The following is a 15943-nucleotide window of genomic DNA, read 5'->3' as shown; positions in this document are numbered from 1 at the left end:
ACCTCGCTCAGATCGCCGGCTTGTCGGGGCCGTGAAGCCTGGCGTGCAGATTGATCAGCCACATCGCGGTCGGCCGCAGGATGAAGAGGTCGGCGACAAGCGCCGCCACCATCGAGAAGGCGCTGAGCCAGCCGAACAGCCGCAGCGACGGCAGGTCCGAGAACACGGTGACGACGAGGCCGCAGGCCAGCACCACCGTGGTCAGGATCAGCGCCGGGCCGACCAGCACGGTCGCGCGCTCCACCGCCAGCGCCGAGCCGACGCCGGGTCTGCTCTCCAATCGCAGACGATTGAGGAAGTGGATGGTGGCGGAGAGGCCCAGGCCGAACGAGACCGTGAGCGCGACGACGCTGGCAAATTGCAGGCCCTCGCCCATCGCCCACAGCACCGTCCCCGACATCACCACCGGGAAGATACCCGGCAGGATGCAGGCGAACATCACCACCCAGGAGCGGAAGGCGAGGCCAATGAAGAGCGCGACCAGCGCGAATTCCACGGTGAGGCCGCGGTTCAGCTTCTCGATCATGCCGGCCGAGTTCCGAGCGGCAATGGCGGCGAGACCGGTGACGGCGATCTCGTAGCCGGGATGCTTCTTGCGGACCGAGTCGAGCTCGGAATCGAGCTTGTCGACGATCGGCAGGAGCTGGCTGGAATCCTTGTCCGGCACGCGACCGGCCACGACCACCGCATCCTGCTGAGCATCGATGAACCGGCGCACCAGATGCTCGGGGATGACGTTCACATATTCCTTGAGCGTCGCGACGTCATCGCTGCCGGCCTTCTCCGCCAGCCAGCGGCGCAGCGTCTCCAGCGACCAGACGTTGCCGACGCCCGCCGCCTTCTCCACGGTCGCGTGCACGTCGGCGATGGTCTGCAGCGTCTCCGGCGAGTAGAGCGTTTCACCCTTGGGGAACTGGATCAGGACGTTGACCGGATTGGCGCCGGTCAGCTTGGCATCGAGCCGGTTGCTGGCGGCAACCGCCTGACGCTTGTCCGGCACCTGATCGGCGAGCCGGTAGCGCGGCTGCAGATTGGCATAGACAACACCCAGGCCGGCGACGAACAGCAGTGCGATCAGGCTGAACAGGCCGGGCCGGCCGACCATGCGCACCGCGATCCAGTAGCAGAAATTGCGCAGCGCCTGCACGCCCGCATCCGCGCTCTGGAACTTGACCGCAAAGACCTTTTCGTTGCGCACGAACAACACGCCGAACACCGGCACCAGAGACAGCACCGTGATCAGCGCGATGATGGTGGCCGCCAGGCCCGCCTCGCCGAACTTACGGATCAGGTCGGAATCCGAGAATTGCAGCGCGATGAAGGAAATGCCGGCGGTGCCATGCGTCAGCACGCAGGCCGGGCCCACCACCAGCACGGCATTCTTGAACGCGGTGAATTTGTCCTGGCCCGCGATCAGCCGGTCACGGGCGGCGAAGGTCAGCTGCATCGAGTCCGAGAAGCTGATCACCATGATGAGCGGCGTCATCACGTTCAGGAACATGTTGAGATTGAAATTGGCCCAGCCGAGCGCGCCGAGTGCGATCAGGATCGCGATCATCGGCGGGAACGCCGCCACCACCATGAAGGAGATCTTGCGGAAGAAGATGATCGCGATGATGCAGCCGGCGAGAATGCCGAGGATGTTGTAGGTGAGGCCGTCGCGCTCGACCGCGTTTCGGATCTCGAGCTGCATCACCGGTACGCCGGAGAGCTGCACGCTGAGCCCGGTGTCACCGAGATCCTCCTTCATCAGCGCACGGATGTCGCCGACGACCTTGCCGAGCTTGCTGGAGGCGACCACCTCCGGATCGAGCGAGAGCACGATCAGCGCCAGCGTGCCGTCCTCCGACAACAGTTTGCCGCGGATGATCTCGTTGTTCTTGACGGTTTCGATGAACTGATCATAGGCCGCGCCCTCGGGCAGTTCGGCCGGGAACAGCGCGGCCGGCAGCTTGCCCGGCGCCGGCGCCTGGCGAGCCGAGAACAGCGAGACCAGACCGCGGGTACCCTCGACCAGCTGCATGTCGGTGACGAAATCGCGCAGCTTCTCGAGGTTGTTCCGCGCCAGCAGAGTCTTGCCCTCGACCACGACGAGGACGTCGAATTCCTCGGCCGGGAACTTCTTCGTCACCTCTTCGTACTGCTTGAATTCCGGGGTGTTGGAGCGGAACAGCTGCGACAGCGAATCGTCGATCTTGATGCGATGGATACCGAACACCGCGCCGACGATCAGCGCGAGCAGGATGATGCAGGAGACGATCGGCGCCCGGACCGCAATCAGGCCGAGACGCTCCAGCCCGAAGGCGATGGAGGAGGCAGGCCCCTGCTCGACCTTGTCGACATGAACCTCATTCTCGCGGTGCTTTTCGAGCATGCCTTGTCCAATTCCTCAATCGGCTCGGTCTATGAGCTTAGTGCGCGCGCCCTGCGAACGGCTTGAAAACGCCATACCAATCGGAGGCTTGCCAATGGGAGGCTTGCCCTTTGAAAATGCGCGGAAAATCGCCGGCAGCGGTTTAGCAGGTCAATCACCCTTCTCGCAAGCACGCCGGGAGGACTCCAGATCAATCAAGATGCGGCGATTTGCCGGAATTCCCGTTATTGCGGCACAGCTGTGCCAATTCCACGCGGTCGGCGGTCGGCGCTTTCGTCCTTGAGCGCCACGCCCGTGACCTGGCGCGCCAATCCCTCGCGGACGAGCCAGGCGAGCTTGAGCGCGGCCTCGTCGTAGCTCAAACCGGCCTTGTGGATATTTGACACGCAATTGCGCTCCGCATCGGTCAGGCCGGGCTTCGGCGCAAAGGTCAGATAGGCCCCGAGGCTGTCGGGGGCGGACAGGCCCGGCCGCTCGCCGATCAGCATCACAACCATGCGGGCCCCGAGAATGGCCCCGATCTGATCACCGAGCGCGACTCGCGCGCCTGAGGCGACGACGGCATGGCCAATCGCGATGGCCTCGCCTTCCCCAAGCAGCGGCAGCAGGCTTTGCAGCAGCGCGACCGCATGGGCATGAACCGCGGCGGCCGACAATCCGTCGCCGATCACGATCGCAAGCTGGCACGGCGCGGCGGCAGCATGGGCCAACGCCGCGGCGGAGCCGGCATCGAGCTGCCGTCCCAGATCCGGCCGGCGCAGATAGTCCCTGCGATCGGCGACCCGGCTGCTGGCCTCGGTGACATCGAGACCAAGCGCCCTCACCGCGGCCGCCAGGTGCCGCGAATCGAAGACGGCATGCACGGCATCGCGGGCGCGGGCATGGGCCAGCGTGAAATCGAGCAGCGGTCCGGTCGGCAGGCTTGCGCCGCTTCGCCCGAGCGCGACGCGCGCCGGCGTGAACGATCTGAGGTCGACGGTCGGGCGCGCCGGAACGGGCTTGTCGCTCATTCGGCGGGAACGGACGCTTCGCGCAGCCGGATCGAATAGTTCGATGCGTTCTGCTTGCCGCTGGAGGCCGCGCGGGCAAAGGTGATCAGATGATGCGCGATCAAGGTACAGCCGATCAGCCCCTCGATGTCGCCGCGCTTGAGGCGCCCCAGCGCAAACTTCCAGAACACGCGCCTGTAGTCGCCGCGCACGCCGACCTTCCAGAAGATGTTGCGCAGCATGACGAGGCCACGCCGGATGTTGGCCCAGGTCTTCATTTCCTCCGGCACCGGCGTCTTGAGGCGATGCACATAGACGTGGTCGCATTGATACTGGAAGCGCGCATAGACCTTCTCGGGCTCATAAGCCACGCCCATGGCGTGCTTCCAGGATGCGACGACCTCGTCATAGGGCAACAGGAAATCGACGTTGGAATCGCGGCCCTCGTCATCGATCAGGCGCCCTTCCCGCGCCAGCCGGTCCCATAGCGGGGTCTTCGGCAGCGCCTGAAGCAGGTTGATGGTGAGCAGCGGGATCCGCGATTCCTCGACAAAGGCGAGCAGCGCCTCCGAGGTGTTGGGCTTGTCGGTATCGAGCCCCATGATGATGCCCGACACCACCTCCATGCCGTAGGAGTTGATGGTGCGCACGCCCTCCAGGATCGGGACCATCATGTTGTGGTCCTTGTGCATGGCCTTCAGCGCGTCGGGGTCCGGCGTCTCGATGCCGCAGAAGATGGTGATGAAATAGGCCTCGCGCATCTTCTTGAGGATCTCGGGACGCTTGGCGATATTGAGCGTCGCCTCGCAGGCAAGCCGCATCACATAGCCGGTCTTCTTCTGCCATTCGATCAGATGCGGCAGCAGGTCCATCGCCGCCTTGCGGTTGCCGATGAAATTATCATCGACGAAATAGACAGTGTCGGTCATGCCGCATTCGCGCAAGCGATTGAGCTCGGCGATGATCTGTTCGGGTGTCTTGATGCGCGGGTTGCGGCCATAGAGGCCGGGGATGTCGCAGAACTCGCACTCATACGGGCAGCCGCTGGAATACTGGATGCTGCCGAGGAAGTAGCGCTTCACATCGGCGAGCTCGTAGGCCGGGATCGGAAACTCCGTCATCGGCACGCGCTCTCTGGTCGTCAGCACCACTTGGCGCTCGGGGCGTGCCGTGTCGCGCGCCAAAATCTCGATGAGCTGGTTGGTGGCGTCGCCGAGCTCGCCGACATGGAGATAATCGAACGACGGATAATAGTCCGGGCAGGCGCTGACCGACGGGCCGCCGAGCGCAACGGGCAGGCCGAACTCGTGGGCGCGGCGACAGATGTCGTTCATCTGCTGGCGCTGGATGTGCATGCCGCTGACGAAGACGGCCTCCGCCCATTCGAACTCTTCCTTGGTCGCGCTGCGGAGATTTTCGTCCACGAATTTGACTTGCCATTCCTTCGGCAGGTAGGCCGCGAGCAGCAGCAGGCCCTGCGGCGGCATGAAGGCGCGGACGCCGTCGGTCAGCGGATAGGCGTGCTCGAAGGTGCCGAATGACGAGGTGTAACGCGGAAAGACACAGAGAATATGCCGACTTGTTCCGTTGCTTTCAGCGCGCATCGAACTTCCCCCAACCACGTTCTACGAACGGTACTGACGAGGTCTCCAGAAACAGAGCGTAACGCTGCGGCCGGAATTCCTCAATATTGTGGCACCGAACTAATTCGTGAGACGCGCCAATGGTTTCTCCGGTTCACGCCGGCAGGAGGATGTTTTCGCGGATTTTCACGCTAGGCGATCAGCCGTGACGCAAAATCAGGCAACAGGCCTGCGTCACCGGCAAGCCGGAAATCGGCCCCGGCAATGCCGGTCTCAATCAGCCAGTCGTCGAACTCCGGCGCACGTGCCGCACCGAAGATGTCGCGCACATAGAGCGCATCGTGGAAGGAGGTCGACTGGTAGTTCAGCATGACGTCGTCGGCGCCGGGCACGCCCATGATGAAGGTGACGCCGGCAGCAGCGAGCAGCGTCAGGAGATTGTCCATGTCGTCCTGGTCCGCCTCGGCATGGTTGGTGTAGCAGATGTCGACGCCCAACGGCAGGCCGAGCAGCTTGCCGCAGAAATGATCCTCCAGTCCCGCCCGGATGATCTCCTTGCCGTCGTAGAGATATTCGGGGCCGATGAAGCCGACCACGCTGTTGACCAGCAGCGGGGCAAAGGCGCGGGCCACCGCATAGGCGCGCGCCTCGCAGGTCTGCTGGTCGACGCCGTGATGGGCATTGGCCGACAATGCCGAGCCCTGGCCGGTTTCGAAATACATGACGTTCTCACCGACCGTGCCGCGCTTCTGCGACAGCCCGGCTTCGCGCGCCTCCTTCAGCAAAGCGAGGCCGATGCCGAAGCTGCGGTTGGCGGCCTCGGTGCCGGCGATCGACTGGAAGACGAGGTCGACCGGCACGCCCTGCCCGATCAGCGACATCGTCGTCGTGACATGGGTCAGCACGCATCCTTGCGTCGGGATTTTCAGCCGGGCGATGATCTCGTCCAGCAGCCGCAGCAGTCGCGCGATTCCAGCCGGATCGTCGCTCGCCGGGTTGATGCCGATGCAGGCATCGCCGGCGCCAAGCAGCAGGCCGTCGAGGATCGAGGCGGTGATGCCCCTCGCATCGTCGAACGGATGGTTCGGCTGCAGCCGCGTGCTCATCCGGCCTTTCAGGCCGATGGTGTTGCGGAAGGCCGTCGTGACCTCGCATTTGCGCGCCGCCAGGATCAGGTCCTGGTTGCGCATCAGTTTCGACACTGCAGCCGCCATCTCCGGCGTGATGCCCGGCGCGAGCTTGCGCAAAGTCTCCGGCCTGGCGGCGTCCGAGAGCAGCCAGTCGCGGAAGGCTCCGACCGTCAGCGAAGAGACCTGCGCAAACGCCTCGCTGTCATGGCTGTCGATCACCAGCCGGGTGACCTCGTCGGTCTCATAGGGAATGACGGCCTCGTTGAGGAATTGACTTAAGGGGACGTCCGCGAGCGCCATCCGCGCCGCGATCATCTGCTCGGCGCTGCCGGCGGCAATGCCGGCCAGCCGGTCGCCGGAGCGCGGAGGCGTCGCCTTGGCGAGGAGGTCGCGGAGGTCGGGGAAAGTGTAGGTCGTGGCGGCGATGGCGTGGCGATAGACCAAAGGCCCCTCCGGGTACTGTCGGCCAGTGACCGAATCCAGGCGATCCTGAGGCTATGCCTTCGGATCAAGACGCTGAAATATCTTACCTTCCTTTGAGCGAGGGCGAAACGGGCCGATGGTCGCGTTAACGCTGCGTCCATCTTCATTCTGCATAGTTTTGCATCAATTTTAGACGATCGCGCACACCGGCCGCTCCAGGCCATTCGAGCCCCGAACATCATGCAAAACGACCGATCTGAGAACGCCGCCGCCCTGACAGGCCGTCTCTCGCTCGCAACCAAGCTCTACGCGATCTTCGCGCTGTTCGCCCTGCTCACGGCCGCGATCGCGATGCTGTCCGACTACAACAGCCGCCGCAGCACCGAGCTGACCAGCGCGATCGAGACGGCGAATGCGGCCGCGCTGAACGTCGAGCGCGTCAATTCGCTGGTCTACGCGGTCGTGATGGAATCGCGCGGCGTCTACATGTCGACCGAGCCGGCCGTCGTGAAGAAATACGGCGACGGCCTGCTCAAGTTCAACGAGCGGATTTTGAGCGTGGTGAAAGGCTGGGAGAGCATCGTCAGGGCGGACGACGCCGAGCAGTTCGCCACCTTCAAAAAGCGCATCGAGCAGTTCGTCGAATTCCGCAGGGAGCTGGTGCGCCGCGCCGTCGAGATCAATGCGGCCGCGGGTCGCGAATGGGGCGACAACGACGCCAACCGCGCCGTGCGCTCGGCACTGAACAAGGATCTCGAAGCGCTGTCCAAGGTCTATGCCGAGCGCGCCCGGCAGATCGCGCTTCAGACCGAGACCAACCGCATGCTGTCCTTCGTGTTGACCTGCCTCGCCGGCGTGGCGCTGGCGCTGGTCGTGATCGGCATCATCATCATCGCCCGCTCGATCGCCCGGCCGCTCGCTGCGATCACCGCGACTATCAAGCAGGTCGCCGACGGCGCCGAAAATGTCGTGGTGCCGCACTCCGGCCGCGCCGACGAAATCGGCGCACTGGCCCGCGCCATCGAAGTGTTCCAGGACGCGATGGGCCGCAACCGCAACCTCGCCGCGCAGGTCTCGCAGGATTCGGCGGCTCGCGAAGAGCGCGCGCGCCACATCGAGCAATCCGTCGACGAATTTCGCGGCGCGATCGGCGCGATCATGCGCGGCCTCAGCGACAATGCCGGTGTGATGCGCGAGACCGCGCAGACCATCACGCGCGTGACGGCCGACGCGAACAGCCGCGCCGGCACCGCCGCAAGCGCGACCGAGCAGGCCTACCACAACGTCACGGCCGTGGCAGGCGCGGCCGAGGAGCTGTCGGCCTCGGTCGAGGAGATCGGCCGCCAGGTCCGACAGAGCGCGAGCGCCGTCGAGCAGACCGGCCAGCGCACCGAGAAATCGATCGCCGAAATCGAGAGCCTTGCCGCTGCCACGCAACGCATCGACGGCGTGCTGACCCTCATTCAGGCCATCGCCGAGCAGACCAATCTGCTCGCGCTCAACGCCACCATCGAGGCCGCCCGCGCCGGCGATGCCGGCCGCGGCTTTGCCGTCGTCGCGCACGAAGTGAAGGCGCTGGCCGGACAGACGGCGAAGGCGACCGCCGACATCAGCGAGAACGTCGCGATGATCCAGTCCTCCACCCGCAACGCCGTCGATGCCGTGCGTGAGATCGGCGGCGCGGTGCGCGAGATCAACGAGGTCACCTCGGCGATCGCAGGCGCCGTCGGCCAGCAGGACCAGGCCACGCGCGAGATCTCCTCCAACGCGCAGAGCGCAGCCCAAGGCAACGAGACGCTGGTCGCCAACATCACCTCGCTGCGCGATGCCATCGGCGAGACCGACACGGCGGCAACTTCGGTGCTGACGGCGGCGAGCAGCCTGACCACAACGGCGGATACGCTGTCGCGCGAAGTGGAGAAATTCTTCCAGAACCTGCGCTCGGACAGCCGGATCGCCAGGGCAGGATAGTCCTCCAGTTCGCCGCCTGGCAAAGCGACGCGTCGGGCAAAACACCGGCGCGAGACAGCTCAGCGCTCCAGTCCCGGCTGGTCGACGAATATGCGGACACGGCCGACGCCCTCGACTTCACGATACCGGCGCAACTCCGTCTGGAGATCGGGGTCGGACTTGGCCCAGCCCAACCAATCGAATGGGACCGAACTCTGCAGCAAGGTGTCCACGAGAATGACATCCGGGCGGCCGTTCCGCACGTCCGCCAACACCTGCCGCCGCTCGAAGTTCATGATGTCGTTCAGCTTCGATCGCTCTGCCGCCGTCGTCTCTGGGCTGCTCCGGGCCAAAAGTGCGCCGGCCGTCAGCACCTGTGCGCACGAACCGCCAACCCATGTGCCATGGATTTGGCGGACGAGCGGATGCCCAAGGGCGAGGTGATCAGTCAACGTGAGCAGCCGGGGATGCTTTGCAAGCGTCTGCATACGCTGCTCCAGCGGCGGAAACTCGGGCAGCGACAGGCACAGGCAGAACCCGATGAGCGCAACACCGGCGAAGCCGCCGATCCTGACGGACATCGGCAACGTCCTCGTGCGAACATGCAGCAATGGCGCAGCAATCGCAAACACGCAAAGTGCGTAGAGCGTGTATGTCCAGCCCTTGCCCTGAAGAACGAAGCTCGCGGCTCCGCCAATGGCTGCCGCCAGCCAGGGGGTTGCGTCGCCGCCGAACTTGAAATCCCGCGGAGCCACCTGACGCAGAAACGCGATGGAAGCAACGATCACGACGACCGGGAAAGGAAGCAGGCCGGCCAAATCCCTCCTCATCGTGACATAGGTGGCGGCGACCATCGGTGCAAAGTCGAACAGATAACCGGGAAAGACGAAGACGAGCACCCCGGCGTAGCCGACGACGATCGCGGCGGCTGCACAGGCTTCAGGCGTGAACAACGGCCTGAGAGAACGCCGGTGGATGATGCCGAGGATAGTCGGCAGGCCGACCACCAAAGCAAGCTGCGGCTTGATGCTCATCGCGAGCCCTGCACTCAGGCCCGCCAGGATCGCAACCGGTCCGGGGGCAAGGCCGCGCCAGCGAATCGCCGTGATGGCGACAAAGGGGGTCAGTGCGACGACAGCAATGTGCTCTCGCTGTCCGAATACGGCGTTCGGAAGGACTGCCAACAGAAAAGCGAGCAAGCACGTCCAAAGGCTCCGCTCTCCACCCTCCAGCTTTGCAGCCGCAGCGGCGCGGTCGATGATGACAAGCGCGCCGGCAATCTCGATGATCACGAGAACTGCCACGATGATCTCAGGTGCAATGCCCGTCAATCGCCCGAGAAAAGCGGCCGGCGTGTAGAGATAGATCGAGAGCGGCGGATTCAGTTCGAAGAGGTCGACGCCCGGATGGCGGCCATCCAGGATCTCCTCTCCCTCGGACAGCAAGCAACTCAAATCCGGGTTGAGAATGGCCGGCCACTGAACAAGCAATGCCGAGACGAGAATCGCGGCCACGAGAATCCAACGCGTTTGATTTATGCCGTCACCGCCTTCCGGGCCAGCTCTGGGCGGGATGGCCCTCTCAGACGTCGGCAAAATTCTCTCCTCGGGTGGAAGCCTCCTGCTCTCTTTCAGCTCGCCCAAACCGGCAGGAATGCAGGTCCTGCCACTCTCAATCAATAGTCGTTACTATTGTACTACAATGATCTGAAGCGCCGTTTCATCGCCAAGGCGCAGGGCTTACCGCCTCACACACGGCCTCAAAGCACCGAGGGGGGAGGCCGCCGTCAAAGGCTTCGGCATCGCCACAGAAGTTCGCTGCCTTCAAAGTGATCGTCGAAGCCCTGCCTCGCACCGCGCGAAGAAAACGCGGGTAGCCCGCTCGAGCATGGTCGGCAACGAAAAGCCCCGGCACGAGGGCCGAGGCTTGCGATGCAGTCCGCGTACATCCGGCGAACCAATCGTTGAGCGGAAGACTAGCCGCGAATTTTGAACAGATGATGACGGAGTCCTGGCGCCAGCAAGATGTCGCGATTGGGGCGAGCCCAATCGCGCAATCGCGTCGCAATGGATCAATCGCAAAGCTAACGAAATCAGAGCAGCACGGAGATGACGGCAATCAAGCCGATCGCCGTCAGCCCCCACGCCAGTGAATGCAAAGCCCATGGCCGCATCGTTGCACTCCTTCGCATCTCCTGCCCATGACAGGAAACGCCCCGGCGCGGTGCATTGTTTGAGCCAGATCAATAGCCGAGAATGAGCAGGGATGCAGCGGCTACGGTGAAAGCACCGGCCGCGACGAGAACGACGCGTATGATCAACTCGCTGCCCATGCCCGAAGTTAACTTATGATAGGCAGCGAGTCTGTGCAGTTTGTGCCAGAATGGTCATTGAACCATTTGTGCGGCGCGGCGGGTTCGTCCGCGTCAGGACCAGGGCGAACCCATCGGCCTATTTCGGCAGGCGCGAACGTTCAGCCAACCGGCCCAGGAGTCCACTCGTCGCCGGACAGCGGTGTGACCGCGACGTCGGGAATGACCCCACGCTCCATGCTCGGATCGAAATGGCGCATCGTCCGCTCGTTCAGATCGATGATGCGGCCGGGCTTGAGCGGCCCCACATCGTTGATCTTGACGATGACCTTCTTGCCGACGGCCTCGACGAGCGCAAATTTCGGTCGCGCGCCGAATTGGACGCCGCCAAATTTCCGGCGCAAGCTCGTCTTGATCGCGGCGGTCCACACCGAGGGATCGTAGCGTTCGCCCGAGGCGGTTCTCGGACCACCCTCCTCCTTGCCGGGCTTGAATGGATTATAGGTGGATGCTGCGCCAACGATCACCTTTCCGCAGGCTGCATCGACGACGGCGCTTGAATGAACCCCACTTGCTTCACTAAGGGTAACGGAACTGACAAGCACGACCAGGGCGCCGCAAACTGCGGCGCTCGAGCGGAACACCATCATATCTCCTTTGATTTTTCGTCCGGTTCCCGATGCCGCAGAACATGGCCAAGCGAACGCATCAGCGTTTTCGACTTGCGCCAGTCTCTTGCGGATTTCGCGCCAACCCCTGGCGGCGGAACCGTTGCGAGAACCTGAGCGGTCCCCGCATTCTGTTTTCGTTGTCGCCGTCTAAAACAGGGATTGCGTCAGCAACATGACCTCGGAGGTCGTGGGTTCTCGATCCCCGGAGTCTTACGCGCATTCAGCGGGGAGATTGATTGCGCAACGTCCGGCGCGGAACTCCGGAACATTTGCATCGGCTTGTTTTGGGTTGCTGGCGCGTTAGCCGCGGCGCTTCAACGCGAAGCCGAGACTGATCCAGCCCGCGCCCGCCATGATCAGATCGATGCCGAGGAACAGGCCGAGGATGTAGACGCTGTTGACCGGCCAGCGCGCCACGATCAACAGACCGAGCAGCAGCGTGATGGCGCCCGACAGGGCCACCCACACCCACGGGCTCTCGCGCTTCATGCTGAAGGCGAGAAACAGCCTGATCGCGCCGGATGCGATCAGCGATGCGCCCAGGAACAGCGTCAGCAAAACTGCCGCGAGCAGCGGGTTGTCGAAAGTGAGAATGCCGGCGACGACATAGAGCACGCCGAGCAATACCCAGATCAGGAACTTGCCCCAGCTCTTCATCTGGAAGGCGCCGATGATCTCGGCGGCACCCGCGACAATCATCATCGCGCCGACCACGATGACGCTTGCCACCGTCGCCATCACCACGCTGCCGAGCGCGACGAAGCCGGCGATGAGGTAGACGACGCCAAGCGCAACGATCCAGCCCCATTTGGCATGCAGTGCTGCAATGCCGGAGCCGAGGCCTGAAGGATGAGACGTATCGGACGCACTTGTCATGGCGGCTACTCCTGCATGCGAAGCCCCAGAGCGCATCTCAGAATAGCACAGCGCCGGGACCACGGCCAGCAGAGCAGCCCTGCCGACCGTCACGCTTGACGCAGATCAAGCGCCCGACCGCTCCATGTCGAGCTCGGCCTTGAGGTTGTCGAGATCGCGATAGATCGAGGCGACCGCCAGCACACGGCCGTCCTTGCGGTATTTCAGCAGGCAATCCCGGTCCTTGATGCTGCCCTCGATCGCGATGTCGTCAAAGCTCTCGGCATGGCCGACATAGTTGATCGGCACGTCGTAATGCTGGCTCCAGAAGAACGGCACCGCATCGAAGCGCTCGCGCTTGCCCATCATGTTGCGCGCCGCGGTCTGGCCCTGCCGCTCGGCGACGACCCAGTGCTCGACCCGGATGGTCTGCCGCGAATGCGGATCGGGCCAGCGTGCGATGTCGCCCGCCGCAAAGATTCCGGCGACGCTGGTTTCGAGAAATTCGCTGACGCTGACGCCGCGGTCAGCCGCAAGGCCTGCCTGCTCGGCCAGCGCGAGGCGCGGCTTGACGCCGATGCCGACCACGACAAGATCGGCATCGATCACGCCGCCGCTCTTCAGCGTGGCGATGGTGCGGTCGAGTTTTTCCACGGTGTCCTTTAGGTGGAAAATCACGCCGTTCTCCTCGTGCAGCCCGCGCACGAAGTCGCCCATGTCAGGACCGAGCACTTTCTGCATCGGCCGCTCTTCCGGCGCCACCACATGCACCTCGATCTTGCGCGCCCGCAGCGACGCAGCGACCTCGAGGCCAATAAAACTCGCGCCGATCACCAGCACGCGCGTGGCGCTGCTCGCGGCCTTGATGATGGCGCGGCTGTCGGCGACGGAACGCAAGGTATGTACATGCGGCTGGTCTGCGCCGGGGATCCGGAGCTTCACCGGTTCTGCGCCGGTTGCGAGCAGCAGCCGATCGAACGGCAGCTTGTCGCCGTTGCCGAGCCTCACGCTGCGCGTTTTCGGATCGATCGCCGAGACTTCCGTGTTCAGCCTGAGATCGATGCCTGCGTCTTGATAATATTCCTCGCCACGCAACGGCAGCCAATCCTCCGGCGCGTTGCCGGCGAGATAGTCCTTGGAAAGGTTGGGTCTGTCGACCGGCATCGCACCATCATTGCTGAGCATGGTGATGCCGCCGGCAAATCCCTCGCGACGAAGCGTTTCGGCTGCAGCGAAACCGGCGGCGCCGCCGCCGACGATGATGAATTTGTCCGGTGTCGGCGTGCCGCAATGAACGGTCGACGTCCCCGCACGCTTGCGCTGGACGATGATCCTGTCGTGATCGCGCGTGACGTCCCATACTGCCAACGCGTTCAGCGCCGGCGGACGCGTGGCCTCGCCCGACCGCAAGGAGAAGCAGGCGTGATGCCAGGGACAGCGGATGGTGTCGCCGACCACAAGCCCTTCGGCGAGCGGTCCATGGTAATGGCTGCAGGACGGCTCGATCGCGAAGATCTCGCTGCCGGCTTGGACCAGGAGGACGTCTTCCTCACCGACATGGCCAAGCAATTTGCCGTCCTTGAAATCGGAAAGCCCAACGCCCTTGGTCAGGTCCGGCCCGCTTGGCTTCTGGTCCTCGGTCATGGTCATCTCCCCGGCAGCGCAACACGCAGCTCAGGATTTGGACGGCGCCCGCGACGAAAAGTTCCCGCAATTGCGAAAATCAGGATCTGGCGGCGGCTTTCCGGACATCCAGCACGGCCTGCGCCCATTCGGCCGGCCGCTCCTGCGGCAGATTGTGACCGGCGCCTGCGAAGACCCGCCGCTCGAAGACGCCTTCAAACTTGCGCGCGTGATGCGCAGTTCCGGGATTGACGCCGTCGCTGTCGCCGTCGATGGCGATCGTGGGAACGCGGACCGGCGGCTGCGCAGCGAGCTTCGCCTCGATCGCCCCATAGGCGGGATCGCCTTCGACCAGCGCATAGCGGTGGCGATAGGAGTGAATCACGACGTCGACGAAATCCGGATTGTCGAACGACACCGCGCTCTTCTCGAATGTGGCGTCGTCGAATTGCCATGTCGGCGACCACATCGCCCACAGCTGGCGGGCGAAACCGCGGCGATTTTGCTGCAGCGCGCGGCGGCCGCGCTCATTGTGGAACAGATATTGGTACCACAGCGCCGCCTCCTCCGTCGGCGAGGCCGGCTCCATCGAACGGGCAATGTTCTGGATGTTGTAGGAATTGCCGGTAACGAGCCCGACGACGCGCTCGGGATGCAGCACCGAGATCACGCAGGCCGCGCGCCCGCCCCAGTCGTAACCGCCGACAACTGCACGATCGATGCGAAGCGCATCCATGAAGGCCAGGAGATCGGCGCCAAGCGCCGCCTGCTCACCTGAGCGCGGCGTCTCCGCGAAGCGAAAGCGCGTCGGGCCGTAGCCGCGCAGCCACGGCACCAGCACCCGCGCGCCGGCTTGCGCGATCAGCGGCGCGGTCTCGGCATAGGCGTTCACGTCATAGGGAAAGCCGTGCCCCATGATGCAGGGCCAGCCATCCGGTGCGCCGTAATCGAGATAGGCGATATCGAGGATGTCCGTGGTGATGGATTTCTGCTGCATGGCGGATACCTCCCGCTCATGCGGGCCACAAGAGCGCCGTTATTTCTGCGGACCGGACAAAGTGATGTGGCGCTCGGCGCGGAAGACGTTGCTGTAGAGATTGGCGATCCACTGCCGGCCGATCTCGGTCTTGTTGAGATAGCCGATCTCGGTCTGGATGTGCGGTGCGACGCTGTTCCAGTAGAATTGCGGATAGCGGTTCACGATGTCCGCGGGCGAGTCATAGCCGAGTTGGCGGTTCATGCCGACCTCCTCGAACTCGTAATAGAGTGCGTTGGCCTTGCGCAGATAGTTGGGATCGCCGAGCTGCCCGATGAAGTCGGCGGCGCGCAGGATCGAGGCCTCGTCGTCGTATTCCTGGCCCTGGCGCGCCGGGAAGCGCGTCCCTTCGATGGCGCGGGCGACGCGCTCGGAGTCGATGCCGCCGATCGGCGGCAGCCGGCGCCGCACAAAGAGCTTCGAGCGATCGACGTGATACATCATCAGGCTCGCATCCGAGGCCCCCCGCGGCAGCGACACCTTGGTCCCGGCCTCATCGATGATGAAGCCGTCTTCGTCATCCTCAGGAAACAAACCGCGGACGTAGCCGATATCGTGAGCAAGGCAGGCGATGAGGATATGGAGGTAATCCTCCGCCGCAAGGTGGGCATGGAGATTGCGTCCGGTCAGAATGGCCTGAGCGGCCAGCGTCACCAGCATGGTGTGTTCGATGTTGTGGTACAGCGCGTCGCTGTTGCCGATACATTCCATCGCGGTTCGCGTCGAGCCTTCCAGCACCCTGGCGGAGGATTCGTCGTACCTGCGACGCATGAACGAACCCAGCATCTTCTCCAGGGTCTCAGCCGCCAGTCTCGGTAACGTCATCATGGATGCAGCCCCGTCTGTCGGTGGTGTCCCACGCCAACTCCCGACCTCTCGTCCAATTGTCGCCTTCGACGCAGGCCGAGCATAGCCCAATCTGGGGCGGCTGACCAAATGCCCGAGCAAAAATACGCAAATATGATCCTGCCCGCCGCGCAGCATCACGGTTGCGGACA

At 63.9% G+C, this 15943-nt stretch carries 11 protein-coding genes; 1 reads left to right on the top strand and 10 read right to left on the bottom strand.

The window, feature by feature from the left end; all coding sequences use genetic code 11:
* Positions 1 to 7: 7 nt before the first annotated feature.
* The 4 genes from ACVW16_RS29650 to ACVW16_RS29635 form a co-directional block, all read right to left on the bottom strand.
* Complete coding sequence (locus tag ACVW16_RS29650; protein WP_456738132.1) at positions 8 to 2374, bottom strand: efflux RND transporter permease subunit; 2367 nt, start codon at positions 2372 to 2374, stop codon at positions 8 to 10.
* Positions 2375 to 2598: 224 nt separating this feature from the next.
* On the bottom strand, positions 2599 to 3384 hold the full coding sequence (gene eutC, locus ACVW16_RS29645) for an ethanolamine ammonia-lyase subunit EutC (protein WP_456738131.1): 786 nt from the start codon (positions 3382 to 3384) through the stop codon (positions 2599 to 2601).
* Positions 3381 to 4967, bottom strand: a complete 1587-nt coding sequence (locus ACVW16_RS29640) for a B12-binding domain-containing radical SAM protein (RefSeq protein ID WP_456702549.1) — start codon at positions 4965 to 4967, stop codon at positions 3381 to 3383. Before ACVW16_RS29640 ends, eutC begins: the two co-directional genes overlap by 4 nt.
* A 170-nt stretch (positions 4968 to 5137) precedes the next feature.
* The gene (locus ACVW16_RS29635) at positions 5138 to 6520 is read right to left on the bottom strand and encodes an ethanolamine ammonia-lyase subunit EutB (RefSeq protein WP_456738130.1); all 1383 of its coding nucleotides are present in this window, start codon (positions 6518 to 6520) and stop codon (positions 5138 to 5140) included.
* Between the two features lie 219 nt (positions 6521 to 6739).
* Here ACVW16_RS29635 and ACVW16_RS29630 point away from each other — a divergent pair, with 219 nt between their 5' ends.
* On the top strand, positions 6740 to 8470 hold the full coding sequence (locus ACVW16_RS29630) for a methyl-accepting chemotaxis protein (RefSeq protein ID WP_456738129.1): 1731 nt from the start codon (positions 6740 to 6742) through the stop codon (positions 8468 to 8470).
* Between the two features lie 59 nt (positions 8471 to 8529).
* Here the strand turns inward: ACVW16_RS29630 and ACVW16_RS29625 are convergent, their stop codons facing one another.
* The 6 genes from ACVW16_RS29625 to ACVW16_RS29600 form a co-directional block, all read right to left on the bottom strand.
* Positions 8530 to 9963, bottom strand: a complete 1434-nt coding sequence (locus tag ACVW16_RS29625; protein ID WP_456738128.1) for a hypothetical protein — start codon at positions 9961 to 9963, stop codon at positions 8530 to 8532.
* 958 nt (positions 9964 to 10921) lie between these two features.
* Positions 10922 to 11410: a septal ring lytic transglycosylase RlpA family protein gene (locus tag ACVW16_RS29620; protein WP_456802534.1), complete on the bottom strand. Its 489-nt coding sequence runs from the start codon at positions 11408 to 11410 to the stop codon at positions 10922 to 10924.
* 321 nt (positions 11411 to 11731) lie between these two features.
* A complete protein-coding gene (locus tag ACVW16_RS29615; protein WP_456702545.1) occupies positions 11732 to 12307 on the bottom strand; it encodes an HdeD family acid-resistance protein in 576 nt (191 codons plus the stop codon).
* Between the two features lie 105 nt (positions 12308 to 12412).
* The gene (locus ACVW16_RS29610; RefSeq protein WP_456738126.1) at positions 12413 to 13930 is read right to left on the bottom strand and encodes an FAD-dependent oxidoreductase; all 1518 of its coding nucleotides are present in this window, start codon (positions 13928 to 13930) and stop codon (positions 12413 to 12415) included.
* Between the two features lie 79 nt (positions 13931 to 14009).
* Positions 14010 to 14906: an alpha/beta fold hydrolase gene (locus ACVW16_RS29605; RefSeq protein WP_456702543.1), complete on the bottom strand. Its 897-nt coding sequence runs from the start codon at positions 14904 to 14906 to the stop codon at positions 14010 to 14012.
* 39 nt (positions 14907 to 14945) lie between these two features.
* Positions 14946 to 15773 (bottom strand): HD domain-containing protein, encoded by an 828-nt coding sequence (locus ACVW16_RS29600; RefSeq protein WP_456702542.1) that lies wholly within the window; start codon positions 15771 to 15773, stop codon positions 14946 to 14948.
* Between the last annotated feature and the right edge of the window lie 170 nt (positions 15774 to 15943).

It is taken from the genome of Bradyrhizobium sp. USDA 4474 (genome assembly GCF_054057515.1).
This window is presented reverse-complemented; position numbering and strand designations above follow the sequence as displayed.

Excerpts from the sequence above, each read along its gene's own strand:
- ACVW16_RS29600 (WP_456702542.1), bottom strand. The coding sequence starts at position 15,773 with ATGATGACGTTACCGAGACTGGCGGCTGAGACCCTGGAGAAGATGCTG.
- ACVW16_RS29630 (WP_456738129.1), top strand. The coding sequence starts at position 6,740 with ATGCAAAACGACCGATCTGAGAACGCCGCCGCCCTGACAGGCCGTCTC.
- ACVW16_RS29650 (WP_456738132.1), bottom strand. The coding sequence starts at position 2,374 with ATGCTCGAAAAGCACCGCGAGAATGAGGTTCATGTCGACAAGGTCGAG.
- ACVW16_RS29640 (WP_456702549.1), bottom strand. The coding sequence starts at position 4,967 with ATGCGCGCTGAAAGCAACGGAACAAGTCGGCATATTCTCTGTGTCTTT.
- ACVW16_RS29615 (WP_456702545.1), bottom strand. The coding sequence starts at position 12,307 with ATGACAAGTGCGTCCGATACGTCTCATCCTTCAGGCCTCGGCTCCGGC.
- eutC (WP_456738131.1), bottom strand. The coding sequence starts at position 3,384 with ATGAGCGACAAGCCCGTTCCGGCGCGCCCGACCGTCGACCTCAGATCG.
- ACVW16_RS29605 (WP_456702543.1), bottom strand. The coding sequence starts at position 14,906 with ATGCAGCAGAAATCCATCACCACGGACATCCTCGATATCGCCTATCTC.
- ACVW16_RS29610 (WP_456738126.1), bottom strand. The coding sequence starts at position 13,930 with ATGACCGAGGACCAGAAGCCAAGCGGGCCGGACCTGACCAAGGGCGTT.
- ACVW16_RS29620 (WP_456802534.1), bottom strand. The coding sequence starts at position 11,410 with ATGATGGTGTTCCGCTCGAGCGCCGCAGTTTGCGGCGCCCTGGTCGTG.